Source organism: Streptomyces sp. NPDC107550 (assembly GCF_055639095.1).
The window spans coordinates 1-18,127 of sequence record NZ_JBVKBC010000036.1; the positions used below are offsets into that span (position 1 = coordinate 1).

Consider the following 18,127-nt stretch of genomic DNA (forward strand, 5'->3'; position numbering starts at 1 on the left):
CGCTCGCGCGCCGTCAGCTTGCCCTTGGCGTGCTGGGCCGCGGTCGCCTTCTCACTCGGGCCGGCCAGAGCCTGCTCACGGATCGCGTGCAGCTCGGCCGTACGCCCACGGGAATCGGTGGGTCCGGCCGCGGCCGGGGGCCGGTCGTCCAGTGTGGTCATGGGAGTTCCTCCTCACGCGTGTCACACGCATCGAAAGCAAGGGCGGGTGCGGGGCCTGGGGAGACGGGCGAGAAGCTGCCGCGGCCCAGGTGGCGGCCCGTGAGCACCGCCTCGGGGGCGAGCCGGCGCACCACGGCCCGGGGTGCGGGCCCCCTGATCGCCGCGGCCGCCGCGTGCCGGGGGCCGTACGGCACGTCGAGGACGCTCCAGCCGTTCGGCCGGGTCGGCGCGTCCGGGCCTCCCTCACCGAGGTACACCTCGGACGTCCAGCCGCCCACCCCGGCGCCCGTCCCCTTCAGATACGCCTCCTTGCGGGCCCAGAGCCGCGCGAAGAATGGCGGGCGGTCCGGTGCGCCGAGCCCGTCCAACTCCCGCTGCTCGTGCGGGTGGAGCGCCGAGCGGCAGAGGTCCACCCGCTCCGGGCCCGGCACCCCCTCGACGTCGACGCCCACCGGTGCGCGGGCCACGCCGATGAGCACCGCCCCCCGGCTGTGCGACAGGGAGAAGTGCGGGGCGCCCGGCCCGGCGCCGGTCAGCACTGGACGGCCGTGCGGGCCGCCGCACCGGGGGCAGTCCGCTCGGGTGAACGCCAACTCCCGTGGCGGCGTGCGCAGATAACCGCCCAGCAGGCGGCGCAGCGCGACGTGCGCGGCCACGTACAGGGCGCGGTCGCCGGGCCGCCGGAAGGCGTCTGCGCGGCGCCGCTCACCCGCGTCCAGTTCGTCGGACGCGAGCGGCCCCTGCCGTGGCGGCGTCAGCAGCCAGAGGGCCAATTCATCTTCGTCCAGATGGAGTTCATCGGGTCCGGGCGTGGTCGTCATGTGCCGTGGTGGCGTACGTCGTCCAGCAGGGCCGCCTGCCGGAGCGTGTCCGTGCGCGGGGCCGACCCGGCGCGGACGGCGGTGACGAACGCGGCGACGGTGGCCGCGACCTGATCGGCGGGCTCAAGGCGGATCTCCTCCGTGCCGCCGCCCCGGTGCAGCCCGATCACGGGCACGAAGTCCGCCGGCGGGGTGAAGGCGCGGTCCACGGTGATCCGGCCCTCGCTGCCCCACAGTTCGTACCGGGACGCGTACGCGTGCTCCATGCCGAACGTGACGTGCGCGGTGACCCCGCCGGGCGTCGCCAGCAGCGCGGCGCCGGACGTCTCGACCTCCCGCCCGGCGCCCCGGGTGAGGCGGGCACCGGCCACGGCGAGATCGTGCCCGAGGAAGTGCAGGGCGGCCCGCAGCGGATAGAGGCCGACGTCCGCCAGCGCGCCGCCACCGAGCCCGGCGGAGTACCGGATGTCGTCAGCGGGGAACGGCGGGACGGCGAACTCCGCGCGCAGGACACGGAGTTCGCCGATCCGCCCGTCGGCGACGAGGCGCCGCACCGCCTCGTGCCGGGGATGGTGGACGAACATGACGTTCTCCATCAGGGCCACGCCCTGCTTCGCCGCGAGGTCCAGGAGCCGCCCGGTGCTCTCCTGGTCCAGGGTCAGCGGCTTCTCGGCCAGGACGTGCTTGCCCGCGTGCAGCGCCGACTCCACCCACGGGGCGTGCAGCGCGGCCGGCAGGGGCACGTACACCGCGTCGATGTCGTCGGCGCCGAGCAGTGCCTCGTACCCCTCGACGGGACGGCAGCCGAAGGTGGCGGCGACCTGTTCGGCCCGGGCCCGGTCGCGGCTGGCGACCGCGGTGAGCGCCAGATCGGGGGAGGCGGCGAACGCGGGCAGCATCCGGCGCACCGCGATGTCCGCGCAGCCGAGCACGCCGATCCGCACCGGCCCGCTCATCGGGGCGCCCCCGTGGTGGCGTTGAGGCAGGCCAGCAGGGTGCGGGCCTGGACGTTGAGATAGTGGCCGTGGCGCACCAGCCAGGTGAGCTGGTCCGGCGTCACCCAGGCGTACCCGGCCGGCGGCTCGTGCGGGACGCCGAGGGCGTCGGCGTCGACGAGCAGGTACCGGCTCTCGGCGTTGAGGAACCGGCCGCCCTCCTCCGAGTGGACGGCCTCGTACCGGATGCTGTCCGCCGGGGCCGCGAGCACGGCGTCGAGGAACGGCGGACGCTGGTCGGCGGGCACGTGCGCGTAGTTCCCTGGCGTGTACTGGACCGTGGGGCCCAGCTCGACCGTGTCCAGGAAGCCGCCCTCGACCCGGGCGTGCACCAGGACGTGCGGCACCCCGTCGAAGGCGCGGGTGAGGAACGCGGTGACGCCGAGGCCCACCGGTTCGAACAGCGGCTGGGCCCAGCCGGTGACCTCGCGGTTGCCGGCCTGCACGGCGACGGCGACCACCTTGAAGTACCGGCCCTCCTCGTGCTCGACCGTCATCTCGTCGCGCCGCCAGCCGGGCAGAGCGGCCAGCGGGACGCGCTCGGCGTGCACATCGTGCCGGGAGCGCTCGGCGGTGATCCAGGACAGCAGCTCCGCGTCGGACAGCACGGCGCCGGACGCCCGCTCGGGGACGGGCAGGCAGGACAGGACCGTACGCGCGTCCATGTTGACGACATTGTCGCGGTGCAGGAGCTGCGCGATCTGCCCGAGCGTGAGCCAGCAGAAGTCGTCGAGGAGCGGCACCTCGCCGTCCGTCAGCACGATCATGTTGCGGTTGGACTTGTGGAAGAACCACGAGCCGTGCTCGGACTGGAGGACGTCCGCGACGACCCGGCCGCGGCCCGGACCCACGAAGTGCTCCAGGTACTTCACGTCCGCGCCCTTGTGGACCTTCGTGTAGTTGCTGCGGGTGGCCTGCACGGTCGGGGAGAGCTGGAGCAGGTTCGGGTTGCCGGGCTCCATCTTCGCCTGCATCAAGAAGTGCAGGACCCCGTCGAACTCCTTGGCGAGGATGCCCAGGATGCCGACCTCGGGCTGCTTGATGATCGGCTGGTGCCACTCCGCGTACGGGCCGTCGCCGAACGGGGCGCCCCGCTCGGTGACGTGCAGGCCCTCGACCGTGAAGAAACGGCCGCTGCGGTGTTCGAGGTTGCCGGTCGTGCCGTGGAACGACCAGCCGTCCAGCTCGGCGAAGGGGATCCGGTCCACGCGGAAGGTGTTGGCGCGGCCCCGCTCGGCGAGCCAGTCGGCGAAGCCGGCGGTCGTCAGATGGGCGCCCCGGGTGGTGGCGGCCGACAGCGCGAGCCGGTCCGCCAGCAGCTTCACGTCCTCGCGCGGCTGAAGGGTCAGTGGCGGCATCGGAGAACTCCCTGTGTTCGACGTGTGCGACGGGATGGACGTGTGCGACGGGATGGTGGAGGAGCCGGGGCCGAGGTCGTGGCCCGCGGCCCGTCAGATGTCGGCCGGGTACGGCGTGGCGGTGCCCCTGTCACACGTACAGGGAGGCCGTGAAGGCGCCGAGGACCCGGCGGTGGTAGTCGGGGCCGAAGCCCATCCGCGCGACCTGCGGGACGAGGGCGCGCAGCTTCTCGGTGGAGATGACGTGCTGGCGCACGCCCGTGTCGTGGAACTCCTTGCGCGCCGTGAGCCCGAGGTCCCGCGCGAGATGGTCCACGATGTCCTCCACCGGCACCGCGAAACCCGACGCCACGTTGACCGTCTCGGCGCGCAGGTCCGCGGCGAGCAGCCGGTCGACGACGGTGATGACGTCGCCCACGTCGATCAGGTCGCGGGCCGCGCCCCGGTGCACGCGGACCACGCCTTCGCGCAACTGCCGTACCAGCGTGGGCAGTAGTTGGTGCTCGGGCTGGTCCGGGCCGACCAGATGGCCGAGCCGGAGGATGAGGTGGTCCGTCCCGGTGCCGCGCAGCAGTTCCTCCAGGGCGAGCTTGTGCGCGCCGTAGGGGGTGCAGGGCGTCACCGGGACGTCCTCCCTGCCGGGCCCTTCGGCGAGCCCGTACATGCCGGTGGCCGCGGTCGAGAAGAACAGCAGCCGCCGCCCCTCGTCCGCGCACCGCTTGGCGACCTCGCCCACGAGCGCCGCCTCGCGGGCGAAGTCGTCGTCCGAGGTGCCGCTCGCCCAGGACACCCCCGCCGCCAGGGCCACGGTGTCCGGGTGCCGGTCGGCCAGCGGGCGCAGGTTCCGCGCCAGGAAGCCGGTTCCCACGATGTCCATACGTCGTCGTCCCGATCTGTGGAGGGGTAGGGGCCGCATCTGCGGAGAGAGGTGAGGAGCCGGCCGGCTCAGCCGCGCGCGGCCACGAACTCCTTGATCGAGGCGGTGACGTAGTCCAGCATCTCGTCGGTGAGCCCCGGGTAGACCCCGATCCAGAAGGTGTGCTCGGTGATGAGGTCGCTGTTGGTCAACTCGCCCACGATCCGGTGCGGTTGGTCGATGTAGGCCGGGTGGCGGGTGAGGTTGCCCGCGAAGAGGCGGCGGGTGCCGATCTTGCGCTCCTCCAGGAAGTCGACCAGTTCGGCGCGGCGGAACGGCGCCTGTGGGTCCACGGTGATCACGAAGCCGAACCAGCTCGGCTCGGAGCGCGGGGTCGGCTCGGGCAGCAGCAGCCCCGGGACGCCGTCCAGGCCCTCCCGCAGCCGCCGCCAGTTGCGCTGCCGGGCCTCGATGAAGGAGTCCAGCTTGGCCAGCTGGGTCAGGCCGAGCGCGGCCTGGATGTCGGTCGCCTTCAGGTTGTAACCGACGTGCGAGAAGATGTACTTGTGGTCGTAGCCGGCGGGCAGCTTGCCGAGCTGGTACTTGAACCGCTTCAGGCACCGGTCGTTCTCGCCCGGCTCGCACCAGCAGTCCCGGCCCCAGTCCCGCAGCGACTCCACGACCCGGGCCAGGGCCAGGTTGGATGTCAGGACGCAGCCGCCCTCGCCCATGGTGAGGTGGTGGGCCGGATAGAAGCTGACGGTCGTCATGTCGCCGAAGGTGCCGGTGAGCTTGCCGTCGTACAGCGAGCCGACCGCGTCACAGTTGTCCTCGATGAGGAACAAGTCGTGCTGCTCCGCGAGTTGGGCGATCTCGGTGACCTCGAAGGGGTTGCCGAGCGCGTGGGCGATGATGATGGCCCGCGTCTTCGGGCCGATCGCCGCCGCCACCCGGTCGGCGGTCGCGTTGTACGTGGTGAGGTCCACGTCCACGAACACCGGGACCAGGCCGTTCTGCAGGATCGGGTTGACCGTCGTCGGGAAGCCCGCCGCGACGGTGATGATCTCGTCGCCCGGCTTCAGCCGCCGGTCCTCCAGGGTGTGCGAGGTGAGGGCCGACACCGCCAGCAGATTCGCCGACGAACCCGAGTTCGTCAGGTGCGCCTTGCGGCGTTTGAGGCGCCGGGCGAACGCCGACTCGAACTTGCGCGAGCTGGTCCCCGCCGCGATGCGCATCTCCAGGGCCGCCTCCACCAGCGCCGCCCGGTCGTGCTCGTCGAGGACGGCGCCGGACGGCCAGATCTCCGTCGTGCCCGGGACGAACTCCCGGGTGGGGGAGACCTCGTGGTGGTACGCGCGGACGCCGTCGAGGACCAGGTCCTTGCGGTCGCTCATGATCGTTTCCCTTCTTCGGCCGGTGCGTCGGCCGGGTGCGGAAGTGGCGGGGCGGGCAGCGCGTGCCCCGGCGGCAGTACGGAGGCGAGCAGGTCGTGCAGGGAGTCGTCGAGCGCGTGCAGCGGGCGCCAGCCGAGCAGGCGCCGCGCGCGGGTGACGTCCAGGCACTGCCGTGCGACGTCGGTGCGGGAGTTCGGCGCCTCGGCGGCCTCGCTCACCGGCAGGTCGATCCCGCTGAGCGTGATCATCCGGTGGATCAGGTCCCCCATGGGTACGGCGGTGCCCCGGCCGATGTTGACGGCCTTCCCGGCGACGGCCGCCTCCGGGGCGGCGATGGCGGCCAGCACCGCCGCCGTGGCGTCGCGGGCGTCCACCAGGTCGCGGGCCGCGCGCAGCGGGGGGAGCCGCAGTTCGTCGGGCTTCTCGCCGCGCGCTTCGGCGCGGGCCGCGGCGCCGAGATGCGCCGCGACCCGGCCGAAGAGACTGCCCTCGGGGACGCCGGCGCCGATCACGTTGGCGAGCCGCAGCACCACGCCGTCCACCCCCCGCTCCCGGGCGCGCAGGACGGCCCGCGTGCCCTGGAGCTTGGTGCGGCCGTACGGGGTGACCGGCGCGGGTTCGTGCTCCTCGCCGGTCGCGGCGTCCGGGGCGCCCGCCCCGTACTCGTGGACGGTGCCGAGCTGGACCAGGCGTACCGGCGGACCTGGCAGCGCCGCGAGCGCGGTGACGACCCGCTCGACCAGCTCGGCGTTGCCCGCCGCCATCTGCGCCTCGTCGGCCTGCCAGGCCCGGCCGGCCGCGTTGACCACGGCATCGGCGCCGGCCGTCGTGAGGACCGCCGCGATCTCCCGCGCCGACGCCGTCACCAGATCGAGGCTCACGGCCGACACACCGGGTGCGACGGCCGCCGCGGACAGCGCCGACGCGGTACGGGAGACCAGGTGCACCCGGGCGCCGCCGGCCGCGCACGCCGCGCCGACGCGGCGGCCGAGGAACCCCGTGCCGCCGAGGACCACGACCGAGCGCCCGGCCAGGGGTCGCGCCTCAGAGCGCATGGCTCGTCCCGTGCTTCACGGTCTTCCACCAGTCGGGGTTGTCGCGGTACCAGGCGACCGTGTCGGCGAGGCCCTGCTCGAAGCCGATCCGGGGCGCGTAGCCGAGCTCCTCGCGGATCTTCGACTCGTCGATCGAGTAGCGCAGGTCGTGCGCCTTGCGGTCGGCGACGCGGCGGATCATCTCCTCGCCCGCGCCCGTCAGCTCCAGCAGCCGCTCGGTCAGGGCGAGGTTGCTGTACTCGTTGCCGCCGCCGATGTTGTAGATCTCGCCCGCGCGGCCCCCGTTGAGCACCAGATGGATGCCGCGGCAGTGGTCGTCGACGTGCAGCCACTCGCGGACGTTGCGGCCGTCCCCGTACAGCGGGACCTGGCGGCCCTCCAGCAGGTTGGTGACGAACAGCGGGATGACCTTCTCGGGGTGCTGGTAGGGCCCGTAGTTGTTGGAGCAGCGGGTGATGGACAGGTCCACGCCGTGGGTGCGCCAGTAGGTCCGCGCCACCAGGTCCGAGCTGGCCTTCGACGCGGCGTAGGGGGAGTTGGGCAGCAGCGGCCACTCCTCCGTCCAGGAGCCCTCGGCGATCGAGCCGTACACCTCGTCCGTCGACACGTGCACGACCCGCTCGATGCCGCTCTCCAGCACCGCGTCGAGCAGCGTCTGGGTGCCGAGCACGTTCGTACGGAAGAACTCGCCGGCGCCCTCCAGGGAGCGGTCGACATGCGACTCGGCCGCGAAGTGGACCACGGCGTCGTGGCCGGGCAGCAGTTCGCGCAGCAGGTCGCGGTCGCACACGTCGCCGCGGACGAACACCAGCCGCTCGTGCGCGGCGGGCAGGTTCTCCCGGTTGCCCGCGTAGGTCAGCTTGTCCAGGGCGGTGACCTGGGCGCCTTCCCAGCCGGTGTACTGGTCGGCCAGCAGGCCGCGTACGAAGTGGGAGCCGATGAAACCGGCCGCTCCGGTGACCAGGATCCTCATGCCGCGACCTCCACTCGGGTGTGATCTCCGACGACCAGGCAGTGATGGCCCGTGCCCTGGCCGGTGGTGCCGATGGACGCGGCGCGCCCGATCAGCGAGTCCCGCAGGCCGCGCACGCCGGTGACCGACGCCTCGTCCAGCGCGATGGAGCCTTCGAGCCGGCTGTCCGTCACCGCGCAGTCGCGCCCGATGGACGTGTAGGGGCCCACCTGGCTGTCCTGGACGACCGTGCCCGCGCCGATGAGCGCGGGCCCCTCGATCCGCGAGCGCACGACGCGCGCCCCCGCCTCGACCACGACCTGGCCGACGAGGACGCTGTCGGCGTCGACCTGTCCCTCGACGCGCGGGGCCAGACCGTCCAGGAGGTGGTTGTTGCACTCCAGGACGTCCTCGACCCGCCCGGTGTCCTTCCAGTAGCCGTCGTAGAGGCTGGCGCGCACGTCGGCGCCGGAGGAGACCAGCCACTGGACGGCGTCGGTGATCTCCAGTTCGCCGCGGGCGCTGGGCGCGATGGACGCCACCGCCTCATGGATCGCGGCGGTGAAGAAGTACACCCCGATCAGGGCCATGTCGCTGCGCGGCTGCGCCGGCTTCTCCACCAGGCGCAGCACCTCGCCGTCGGGGCCGAGTTCGGCGACACCGAACGCGCGCGGGTCGGGGACCTTGTGCACGACGACCTGGGCGGCCGGGCGCCTGCGCGCGAACTCCTCGCCGATCTCGGTGACGCCGTCGGGCAGCATGTTGTCGCCGAGGTACATCACGAAGTCGTCGTCGCCGAGGAAGCCGCGGGCGACGGAGACGGTGTGGGCCAGGCCGCGCGGCGCGTCCTGGGGGATGTAGGTGATGCGGACGCCGAGCCGGTCGCCGTCGCCGAGGACGGCCTCGATCTCGGGGCCGCGGTTGCCGACGATGACGCCGACCTCGGTGACCCCCAGCTCCCGGACACTGTTCAACACATGCACGAGCACGGGGGTGTTGGCGATCGGGATGAGTTGTTTGGGCATGGAATAGCTGAAAGGCCGCAGGCGGGTCCCAGATCCGCCGGCGAGCACCAGAGCCTTCATCGAGAGGTCCTCTCGGTTCGTGTGTTCATGCCGGTACGAGCGTGTCGACCACGCTCGCGGGCGAGGGCATGGCGGCGATCTCCCTGGAGAGGTCGCGGGCCCGTTCGCCGTAGGTGTCCTTGGACAGCAGTTCCTGGCAGGCGTCCGCGATCGCGTCGGCGGTGTCCTCACCGGGCAGCAGCGTGATCGCGGCCCCGTGATCGGCGACGCGGCGGGCCGGCTTCTCCAGCACGGCGCCGCGCGGGATGAGCAGTTGGGGGATTCCGGCGTTCAGCCCGGTCAGGGTGGAGACACCGCCCCCGTGGTGGACGAGCGCGTCGCAGGTGGGCGCCACCACGTCGAGCGGCACCCAGCCGGCGCGGACGCCGGGCAGGTCCGCGCGCAGGGCGTCGGCGACCGAGTCGGGCGCCGCGACGATCAGTTCGACGTCCCACGCGGCGACGTCCTTGGCGAGACCGCGCAGGAAGGCGAAGTTGTGGTCGTAGCTCTCCTTGGCGACCCGGCTCCCGGACGTCACGAGGACGCGGCGCCGCTCGCCCCTGCCGTACATCCAGGGTTCGAGGCGCCGCTGGGCGTTGGCCGGGACGTACCGCATCGGCCGGGCCGGGGCGGCGCCGGCGGGTCGCAGGCTCGGCGGGCAGATGTCGACGAAGACATCGGGGTCGGGCAGCCGGTCGAGCCCGAACCCGGCCAGTTCCGGGCGGAGTTCGGCGTCCGCGCCGGGATGGATGCCGTCGGCCTCGATGGCGTCCCAGGTCTGGCGCACATGCGGCACGCCCAGGTGCAGGGCGAGCAGCGGGGCGACGTAGCTCATCGTGCCGCCGACGATCAGCTCGGGCCGCCAGGCACGGCAGAACTCCAGCATCCGGGGGAGGCTGGACGCGGCCATGCGGGCGAACCAGCGCCCGGTGAAGAGGGCCTGCTCGGCCGGGTCGGAGGGGATCTCCTCGGGCCGCCCGGCGCGGTCCGTGGTGATGAAGTGCCGGATCGGCAGCTCGGTGGTGGCGACGCCGGGCAGGCCCGACGCGGTGATGACCGGGACCATGTCGTCGTTCGCGGCCATGACGACCTGGTGGCCCGCGTTGCGGGCGGCGGTGGCCAGCGGCGCGAGGGCGAAGACCGTCGCCGGGCTGCCCGCCGCCACGAAGAGCATTCTCACGCTGTTCCCGCCTTGCTGAATCGGGGCAGGAGACCTGCCTGTACGGCCTCGGCCACGGTCGGCGCCTTCGCGTCCTTGTCCGAGATGAGGGGTGCTTCGGGGCAGTTCCAGGGCAGCGCGAGATCCGGGTCGAACGGGTTGATGTCGATCTGCGTGCCCGGCACGTACGCGGAGGAGACGACGTAGCAGATGCAGGCGTCGTCGGTGAGCGCGAGGAAGCCGTGGCCCACGCCCTCGGGGACGTAGAGGGACCGGCCGGAGTCCGCGTCGATCTCGTTGACCTGGTGCTCGCCGAAGGTGGGGGAGCCGACGCGCAGGTCCACGACGATGTCGCGCAGCACCCCCCGCACGCAGGTGATGTATTTGGCCTGCCCGGGGGGTATGCGCACGCTGTGGATGCCGCGCAGGGTGTGCCGCCGGGAGACGGAGTAGTTGATCTGCCGGGGCTGGAACGCGGCCCCGGTCGCCTCCTCCAGCAGGTCGCCGCGCCAGGACTCGTAGAACGCCCCGCGCTCGTCCGGGATCTGGTCGGGAGTGATCAGATAGGTGCCGGGGATGGTCATTTCCTCGATGTGCACGGCACGTTCGCCTCTCTCGGTTCGGTGGCCGTCCGCGCCCGTCGTACGAGATCGGCGGCCACGTCGGCGGGGGACGGCATCGCCGCCATCTCCGCGCCGAGCCGCCGGGCCGATCCGGCGTAGCGCGGGTCGGACAGCAGCTCGTCCAGGGCCAGGCCGACGAGCCGCGCGTCGTCCTGCTGCTCCGGGGTCTCGAAGGCCAGCGCGGCGCCGGCCGCGGTGAGCCGGTCGGCCAGGGGGAAGTGGTCCGCCAACTGCGGCAGCACCAACTGCGGGAGCCCGAACGCGGTCGCGGTCATCGCCGTACCCGCGCCGCCGTGGTGGACCATCGCGTCGCAGGTCCCGAGGAACAGGTGCAGGGGCAGCGGATCGACGACGCGCACGTTCTCCGGCAGCGTGCCGACGCCCGCGCGGTACGCCGGCGGCAGCGTGACGAGGAGTTCGGTGTCAGGGCGGGCGGCGAGGGCGTGCAGCAGACCCCGGATGAACGGCTCGCCGTGCAGGGACGGGGTGTTGCCGAGCGAGACGGCGACGCGCCGCCGCCCGGCGCCCGGGCCCGGGTCCGCCCGCACCCAGGCCGGCGTCTCGGCGCCCCCGCTGTAGGGCACGTACCGGATCGGCACGCCCGCGTCGCCGCCCGGGATCCGCAGGCCCGGCGGGCTCGGGTCGAGCAGCACGGCCGGGTCGGGCAGGCCTGCGGGGTCCGGCGCCCCGGACGGGCCGGGGCCCTGCGTGGGCGCGGGAGCGTCGGCGCGTACGAAACGGCGGGCGGGTCCGGAGATCGCGTCCACCGTCCACCGGTGATGCACCACCGGCACACCCCGCCGGGCGCCGATGAGCAGGGAGCAGTACTCCAGCGGGTCGGCGACGATCAGGTCGGGGCCGTACGCGTCGGCGAGGGCGCTGTAGCGGTCGAGGTGGGCCGTGGCGTGCGCCCACCACAGCCTGCCGTAGCCGCCGAGCACCTCGGGCGCGGGCCGGGGCCGGGCCTGGAGGGGCCGCTGCCCGGCGGGCAGGCCCCGCAGCAGCATGGCGTCGACGTCGAACGGCTCGCCCACCGCGACGGCGGTGAGCCCGGACGCCCGGACCGCGCCCACCACATCGGGCTGGCAGAGCACCGTCACCTCGTGGCCGGCCGACCGCAGCGCCCACAGCAGGGGCACCAGGGGGAGATAGTGGGACGGGACTGGGGTGGTGATCACCAGTACGCGCATCGGGGAGTGGGTCCTTTCCGGCGCCGCGGGCACGCGGTCAGCGGCGCTCGGCGGTCAGGCGCTCCAGCAGAGGCACGATGTCCTTCGGCGCGGGCGCGGCGAGCATCTCGTCGTACAGGCGGCGGGCGCCGAGCGAGAACGACGGCTCCTGGAGCAGCCGTTCGAGCTGCTTGTGCAGGCCCGCGACGTCCAGCGCGCCGGGGTCGGCGACCAGGCCCGCACCCATCTCCTCCACGTAGCGGGCGGTGACCATCTCGTCCCACATCGGCAGCGGCACGACGAGCTGGGGCACCTGGAAGTGGACGGCGGCGGCGAACGTGCCGCCCCCACCGTGGTGGATGACCGCCGAACTGGTCGGCAGGACCTGGTTGAGCGGCACGTACTCGACCGCGCGGACGTTGTCGGGCAGGGTGCCGACCGCGGCGAGCTGCTCGTCGTTGAGGGTGGCGACGACCTCGATGTCCTGCGCCGACACGGAGTCGAAGAACTCGCGCATGGGGAAGCCGCTGTACTTGCCGAACAGCTTGCGGCGGCTCACCCCGAGGGTGAGCACCACGCGCGGCCGTTCCGGCTGGTGGTGCAGCCAGGCCGGCAGGGGGGCCGCGCCGGTGTAGGGGACCCGGCGCACCGGGACGTGCGTGAGGTCGAGCGGCAGCCGCATCCGGGACTGGGTCAGGTCCACGGTCCACTGCCCGAGCAGCATCTCGTCGCTGAACTCAAGACCGTACTGCTCCAGGATCGGCCCGTACCAGCCCGCCCACGGGTGCTCGGTCAACTCGGCTTCCGGGTCGGCCAGTTCGCGCTTGGTCCGTTCGTGGATGAGGGCGATGTTGTCCGTGCCCCACACCAGCCGGGCGTGCGCGGCGCCGGTGACACGCGCGGCCACCGGCGCGGGGAACATCAGCGGGTCCCACAGCACCAGATCGGGCTGCCAGGCGCGGGCGAAGTCGACGAGGTTGTCCAGGACGGGCCTGCGGCCGCCCGGCTCCGCGGGCTCGGGGTAGTGCATCCGGAACATGCCGGTGAGGATCGCGCGCGCCGTCCGCCAGCTCTGCGACTCCTCCGGCTCGAACGCGTCGAAGGCGAGCGAGGGACGGTTCGGCGCGCTGTCCCCGGTGTTCTTGCTCAGGGCCTCCGGCAGTTCCTCCGGCGAACCGAGCGGGACGGCCGTGAGCCCGGCCGCGCCGATGTTCGTGATCACCCCCGGGTCCACGACGCCCGCGTGGCTCGCCACGACGACCTCGTGCCCGGCGCTCTGCAGCGCCCAGGCCAGCGGGACGACGGGATACAGGTGTGCCGTCGCCGGGAAGATGGTGAACAGGACACGCATCGTTGAGACTCCGTTCGGATTCGAGTGCGCCGGGGCGCGCCGATGGGGGAGGAACCGGGGTGCGTGCGGAACCGTGCCGTCAGGGCGTGGCGCCGCGAGCGCCGGGGCGGGCCGTGCAGGCGACGAGTGCGCCCGTCACCGACAGGGCTGTCAAGAACGCGAGGGCGCCCCGGTAGCCGCCGCCGAGGAACACGGCCGTCGCCGGCAGCGCGAGCACCGCCCCGAGCTGCACGGCCGTCTGGTAGACCGGCACCGCGCCGGCCCGCTCCCCGGCCGCGATCCCCGCCGTGGCCTGGAGGTTGAGAGCCGCGAAGGACAGCACGAAGCCGGCCTCCACGAGAAGCAGCGCGGGCAGCACGCCCGTGACGTACGCGGTGGGCGCCCCGGTCAGCAGGGCGGTCCCGCAGCCGAGCGCCGCGGCACCGCTCCCGGCCCTGATCAGCCGCTCGGTGCCGAAGCGCGCCACCATCCGGCCGGCGAAGGGCAGCGCGAACGCCAGCGGCACGCACGCCGGGAGGAACGCGAGCGCCGTGCGCCAGGCGTCCCACCCCCACTGCTCGTGCAGCCGGTGGCTGAGCAGCATCAGCAGGCCCAGATACGTGCCGTTGAGCGTCGCCGCGCACAGGGCCGAGCGCAGGAACGGCGCGTTGTGCCGCAGCCGTGCCAAAGTCGCCCCGAGCGGTGTCGCGGGCGCCGGAGCGGTGTCGCGCGGGATGAGCCGGGCGCCGGCCACCAGCAGCAGCAGGGCGACGGGGGCGGGGAACACCGGGTTCCAGCGCCAGCTCAGTGCGGTCAGCGCCCCCGAGCAGAGCAGACCGGCGGTGAACCCGGCCGCGCCGAACAGGGAGTAGACCGACACCGCCCGGCGCTGTGCGGCACCCGGGCGGAACGTGGTGCTGATGATCGCCAGTCCGGTGGGCGCGGTCAGTGCCGCGCACATGCCCTTGACCACCCGGGTGGCGACCAGCAGGGCGCCGCCGTGGGCGAGGCCGCCGGCGACCGAGGCGAGGATGAACACCGGCAGCGCGGCCAGGTACACGCGCCGCCTGCCGAACCGGGCGACGAGCCGGGGTCCGAGCAGCAGCAGGGCCGCGAAACCGGCGGCGAAGCCGCTCATCACCCACTGGCCGCCGAGCGTCGAGAGCCCGAGGTCACGTCCCATCGCCGGCAGGGCGACCAGCATGACGGAGACTTCGAGCGCGTCGATCAGCATGTTGCCGGCGAGCACGAAGAGCAGGGCCCGCCGCCCGGCGCCGGCGCGGGGCGGGGAGGTGGAGGAGAGCGTCGTCATCGGCTCGGCCGTCCGCCCGCTCAGCCGAGCAGCGTGCCGCCGCTGGCGTCCAGATAGGAGCCGGTGAGCCAGCGGGAGTCGTCGGAGGCGAGGAACGCCACCACGTCGGCGATGTCCCGCGTCTCGCCGACCCGGCCGAACACCGAGTAGTTCGCCATGGCCGCCACCGCCTCCGGGTCGTCGAAGACCGGGGTGCCGTTGTCGGTGATGCCGGGGCCCACGCTGTTCACGGTGATGTTCCGGGGGCCGAGGTGCTTGGCGAAGTGCAGGGTGAGCTGGTCGATGGCGCCCTTCGTCATCGCGTACGCCACCTCCTGCGGGTTGGCGACGCGGGTCAGGCCGGAGGAGATGTTGATGATCCGGCCGCCGTCGGGGAGGTTGTCCAGCGCGCGCTGCACGAGGAAGTACGGCGCCTTGGCGTTGACGGCGAAGAGGCGGTCGAACGCCTCGGGCGTCAGGTCCTCGGGGGCCACACCGCCCATGACGCCCGCGTTGTTGACGAGGATGTCGAGCGTGGCGGAGCCGGTGCGCTCCTTCAACTCCCGCTCCAGGGCGAGGAACAGCTCGTGGACGTCGCCGGGCACACCCAGCTCGGCCAGGACCGGGAAGCCCCGGCCGCCCTCCTTCTCGATGGCGGCGACGGTCTCGTCGGCGGCCTCCCGGTTGCGGGAGCAGTGCACCGCGACGAGGGCGCCTTCGCGGGCCAGCCGGATCGCCGTGGCCCGTCCGATGCCGCGGCTGGAACCGGTGACGAGCGCGGTCTTTCCGGTCAGCTTGCCCATGGTGAGTCTCCTGTGCGTCGTGTGCTGACGATGGGGTACGTGGGGTACGTGGGTGCCGTGCGGGCCGTGCGTGTCGATCGGGGCGTGCGTGTCGTGCGGTACGCGGGTGCCGGTCTGCGCCGCCGCGGCGGGGCCGCCGCCGTCGAGCCCGCTGATCATCGCGGCGAGATGGCGGCGGGCCGCCGGGATGCCGAGCAGTTCGCGGAACACCGCCCGCACGCCGTCCACCTCGGGCTCGCCGAACAGCAGCTGCGCCTGCGCCTCGATGTTGCCGAGCACGCGGGCGCCCACCGGGTGGCGCACGGCGTGATACGTGTCGAGCAGTTCCTCACCGGCCCGGCCGGTGAGATGGGCGGCGAGCTTCCCGCCGAGGTCCGCCGCGTCCTGGAGGCCGAGGTTGAGCGCCTGCCCGCCCACCGGCAACTGCACATGGGCGGCGTCCCCGGCGAGGAAGACGCGCCCGACGCGGTAACGGGCCACCTGGCGGCGGGCGTTGTGGAACGCGTTGAGCCAGATGGGCTCGGCGCCGCCGAGGTCCTCGCCGGTGACGTCCGCCCACACCGCGCGGACCTCGTCGAAGGACGGGGTCCGCGCCGGACCGGGCGTCCGGCCGAACGCGTGCACCATGATCCGGGTGACGCCGTCCGGCCCGCGCCGCGCGTTGGCCACCCCGCGCGGGTGCCGCTCGAAGCGCCGCTCCCGCAGCTCGACGCCCCGCAGATCCGCGCGCAGCAGCTCCTTGGTGGGGCCGGCGCCGGGGAACGCGAAGCCGGCCAGCCGCCGTACGTCGCTGTCCTCGCCGTCGCAGCCCACGACGTACGCGGCGGTCAGCCGCAGCCGCCCGCCCGCCGGTGTGGTGGCGACGACATGGACCCGGTCGGGCGCCTCGGCCAGCGCCGTCACCGTGTGCCCGCGCCGCACCTGAGCGCCGAGCCCGGTCGCCCAGGCGCCGAGGACGGCCTCGACGCGGGTCTGCGGCGCCTTCCACTGGCCGGCGTACGCGCTGTCGCCCGCGTCGGCCAGATCGAGGGGAATGCCGCCGAAATGGCCGGGCCCGGCGTCCGGCGGCGGCCCGAGCCGTTCGGTCAGGCCCCGCTCGTGCAGCAGTTCCATGGTGCGGGCGTGCAGGATCGACGCCCGCGACTCGGTGGTGGGCTCGGCCCGCCGCTCCAGCACCGTCACCCGCGCCCCGCCCGCGCGCAGCTCACCGGCGAGCAGCAGGCCGACCGGTCCGGCGCCCACGACGAGCACGTCCGTGTCCGGCGCGGCCACGGTCAGCGCTTGTTCTCGGCGTAGGTCTTGGCGTGCCCGAGCGTGGCGCGGCTGTTGGTGCTCAGCGCGCCCTGGACGTACGCCCGCGCGTCGGCGACGGTCGCGTCCGGGCCGAGGACCGCCGCGATGTTCTCCGTGTTGAGGACGACGGTGTGCTGCGAGGTGGCGGCGACGCCGTCGGCGTTCTCCGTGAACGTCCACAGACCGGTGTGCAGCGTCATCAGCGCGGGCAGGGTGACCTGCTTGTACGCGATCCGGTGGTGCGGGAAGACCACCCGGTACGACTTCGTGGTGTGGGTCGAGCCGTCCTTGGCGCGGGTGTCCATCTCCAGGGTCTGGAGGCCCGGGGAGTCCTCCGTGAAGCGGACCGACGCCACGTGCGGGAGCCGTTCCGCCCACAGCCCGGCCTCGTTGACGAAGTCGTAGGCGTCCTTGGCGGCGCCGGCGATCTGCACGGTGTCCTCGAAGGAGAAGGTGAGCTCCTCGGAGGCGTGGGCCAGTTCGACGTTGGTCTTCAGCGCGGCCAGCTCCGAGCGGGAGTTGCTGTCGACGGCCTGGTCGATCCAGCGCAGGCCCTCGGGGTCGTCGTCGACGGCCCGGTAGTCGTGCAGCAGCCGCACCCGCGAGGACGTCCCCGACAGCGGCTCGATGATCCACGTGCCGCCCATGGCGGCGACCGGCGGGGTGGAGACGTCCTGCCGGAACGTGATCCGCAGGTTCTCGGCGTCCAGGGTCCGGCGCGAAGTCCAGTTCTTGGGCTCGCCGTTGGCGGTGGCCCAGATCCGGATGCGCTCCTCGCCCGCGCCGCGCTCGACCTGGTCGACGTGGATGGTGGGCGGGAAGATCCGCGGCCAGTTCTCCACCTCGGCGATCAGCCGGTAGACGGCGGCGGCCGGCGCCTCGACCGTGATGGTGTGCTCGACCTGACGGGTCGTCATGATGTGCTCTCCTCCGTGGCTCTGAAGTTGCCCAGGGTGACCGGCGGCCGGGGAGCCGCCGCGCGGCTCAGAAGTTGCCCAGGCCGCCGCAGACGTTCAGCGCCTGGGAGGTGATGGAGGCGGCGGTGTCGGACGCCAGATAGCCGACCAGGCCCGCGACCTCCTCGGGCGTCGAGTAGCGGCCGAGCGGGATCTTCGCCTGGAACTTCTCCAGGATGGCGTCCTCGCTGGTGTCGTACGCGGCCGCGTAGCCCTGGCGTACGCGCTGCGCCATCGGCGTCTCGACATAGCCGGGGCAGACCGCGTTGACGGTGATGCCGGTGGGCGCCAGCTCGTTGCCGAGCGCCTTGGTGAAGCCGACGACGCCGTGCTTGGACGCCGAGTAGGGGGCGCCGAGCACCACGCCCTGCTTGCCGGCCGTGGAGGCGATGTTGATGATGCGGCCGCGGTCCTTGTCGGCCATGCCGCCCGTGGTGAGCACCTCGCGCGTCATCAGGAAGACGCTGTCGAGGTTGGTGGCGATGACGTCGTGCCACAGGTCGTCGGCGATCTCGGCGGTGACCCCGCCGCCGGAGCGGCCCGCGTTGTTGACGAGCACGTCGACGGGGCCGAAGCGCTCGACCGCCTGCCGCACGAACCGCTGTATGTCCTCGGCGGAGCGTACGTCGCAGGGGGCGCCGTCCACGTCGAGGCCCTCGTCGAGGAGTTCCTTGACCGTACGGGTCACGCTCTCCTCGGTGCGGGCGCACACGAACACCCGGTGGCCCTGCTCGGCCAGCAGCCTGGTCACGGCGAGGCCGATACCGCTGGTCGCCCCGGTGACGAGGGCGACCTTCGGGTTGTGCTGCGTCATGTCTGTCTCCTGCGGGAAGTGGGGGCGCGAAGC

16 protein-coding genes and 1 pseudogene are annotated in these 18,127 nt (G+C 73.3%); all 17 read right to left on the reverse strand.

Annotated features, from left to right (window positions below):
* Positions 1-161: pseudogene (locus tag ACZ7LY_RS30125) on the reverse strand (methylmalonyl-CoA carboxyltransferase); the annotation flags it as partial.
* On the reverse strand, positions 158-982 hold the full coding sequence (locus ACZ7LY_RS30130) for a 4'-phosphopantetheinyl transferase family protein (protein WP_471627899.1): 825 nt from the start codon (positions 980-982) through the stop codon (positions 158-160). The gene ACZ7LY_RS30130 and the pseudogene ACZ7LY_RS30125, both read right to left, overlap by 4 nt.
* Positions 979-1,938, reverse strand: coding sequence for a Gfo/Idh/MocA family protein (locus ACZ7LY_RS30135; protein WP_471627900.1), 960 nt, complete (start codon positions 1,936-1,938; stop codon positions 979-981). The genes ACZ7LY_RS30130 and ACZ7LY_RS30135 overlap by 4 nt, the downstream gene beginning before the upstream one ends.
* Positions 1,935-3,335 carry an NDP-hexose 2,3-dehydratase family protein gene (locus tag ACZ7LY_RS30140; RefSeq protein WP_471627901.1) on the reverse strand — a complete coding sequence of 467 codons (1,401 nt, stop codon included), beginning with the start codon at positions 3,333-3,335 and terminating at the stop codon, positions 1,935-1,937. Before ACZ7LY_RS30140 ends, ACZ7LY_RS30135 begins: the two co-directional genes overlap by 4 nt.
* A gap of 130 nt (positions 3,336-3,465) precedes the next feature.
* Positions 3,466-4,212, reverse strand: a complete 747-nt coding sequence (locus ACZ7LY_RS30145; protein WP_471627902.1) for an NAD-dependent epimerase/dehydratase family protein — start codon at positions 4,210-4,212, stop codon at positions 3,466-3,468.
* A 68-nt stretch (positions 4,213-4,280) separates the two neighbouring features.
* A complete protein-coding gene (rfbH, locus tag ACZ7LY_RS30150; protein ID WP_471627903.1) occupies positions 4,281-5,585 on the reverse strand; it encodes a lipopolysaccharide biosynthesis protein RfbH in 1,305 nt (434 codons plus the stop codon).
* Complete coding sequence (locus ACZ7LY_RS30155) at positions 5,582-6,640, reverse strand: NAD-dependent epimerase/dehydratase family protein (RefSeq protein ID WP_471627904.1); 1,059 nt, start codon at positions 6,638-6,640, stop codon at positions 5,582-5,584. The genes rfbH and ACZ7LY_RS30155 overlap by 4 nt, the downstream gene beginning before the upstream one ends.
* The gene (rfbB, locus tag ACZ7LY_RS30160; protein ID WP_471627905.1) at positions 6,630-7,613 is read right to left on the reverse strand and encodes a dTDP-glucose 4,6-dehydratase; all 984 of its coding nucleotides are present in this window, start codon (positions 7,611-7,613) and stop codon (positions 6,630-6,632) included. The genes ACZ7LY_RS30155 and rfbB overlap by 11 nt, the downstream gene beginning before the upstream one ends.
* A complete protein-coding gene (locus tag ACZ7LY_RS30165; protein WP_471627906.1) occupies positions 7,610-8,677 on the reverse strand; it encodes a glucose-1-phosphate thymidylyltransferase in 1,068 nt (355 codons plus the stop codon). Before ACZ7LY_RS30165 ends, rfbB begins: the two co-directional genes overlap by 4 nt.
* 25 nt (positions 8,678-8,702) lie before the next feature.
* The gene (locus ACZ7LY_RS30170; RefSeq protein ID WP_471627957.1) at positions 8,703-9,830 is read right to left on the reverse strand and encodes a nucleotide disphospho-sugar-binding domain-containing protein; all 1,128 of its coding nucleotides are present in this window, start codon (positions 9,828-9,830) and stop codon (positions 8,703-8,705) included.
* 2 nt (positions 9,831-9,832) lie between these two features.
* Positions 9,833-10,414: a dTDP-4-dehydrorhamnose 3,5-epimerase family protein gene (locus ACZ7LY_RS30175; protein WP_471627907.1), complete on the reverse strand. Its 582-nt coding sequence runs from the start codon at positions 10,412-10,414 to the stop codon at positions 9,833-9,835.
* A complete protein-coding gene (locus ACZ7LY_RS30180; RefSeq protein ID WP_471627908.1) occupies positions 10,396-11,628 on the reverse strand; it encodes a nucleotide disphospho-sugar-binding domain-containing protein in 1,233 nt (410 codons plus the stop codon). Before ACZ7LY_RS30180 ends, ACZ7LY_RS30175 begins: the two co-directional genes overlap by 19 nt.
* Before the next feature lie 37 nt (positions 11,629-11,665).
* Positions 11,666-12,958 (reverse strand): activator-dependent family glycosyltransferase, encoded by a 1,293-nt coding sequence (locus ACZ7LY_RS30185; protein WP_471627909.1) that lies wholly within the window; start codon positions 12,956-12,958, stop codon positions 11,666-11,668.
* A gap of 79 nt (positions 12,959-13,037) precedes the next feature.
* Positions 13,038-14,249 carry an MFS transporter gene (locus ACZ7LY_RS30190; protein WP_471627910.1) on the reverse strand — a complete coding sequence of 404 codons (1,212 nt, stop codon included), beginning with the start codon at positions 14,247-14,249 and terminating at the stop codon, positions 13,038-13,040.
* A gap of 20 nt (positions 14,250-14,269) precedes the next feature.
* Entirely contained in the window at positions 14,270-16,303 is a 2,034-nt protein-coding gene (locus tag ACZ7LY_RS30195) for an SDR family oxidoreductase (protein ID WP_471627911.1), read from the reverse strand.
* Positions 16,304-16,305: 2 nt separating this feature from the next.
* The gene (locus ACZ7LY_RS30200) at positions 16,306-17,241 is read right to left on the reverse strand and encodes an aromatase/cyclase (protein ID WP_471627912.1); all 936 of its coding nucleotides are present in this window, start codon (positions 17,239-17,241) and stop codon (positions 16,306-16,308) included.
* A 67-nt stretch (positions 17,242-17,308) separates the two neighbouring features.
* Entirely contained in the window at positions 17,309-18,094 is a 786-nt protein-coding gene (fabG, locus tag ACZ7LY_RS30205; protein WP_471627913.1) for a 3-oxoacyl-ACP reductase FabG, read from the reverse strand.
* Positions 18,095-18,127 lie beyond the last annotated feature (33 nt).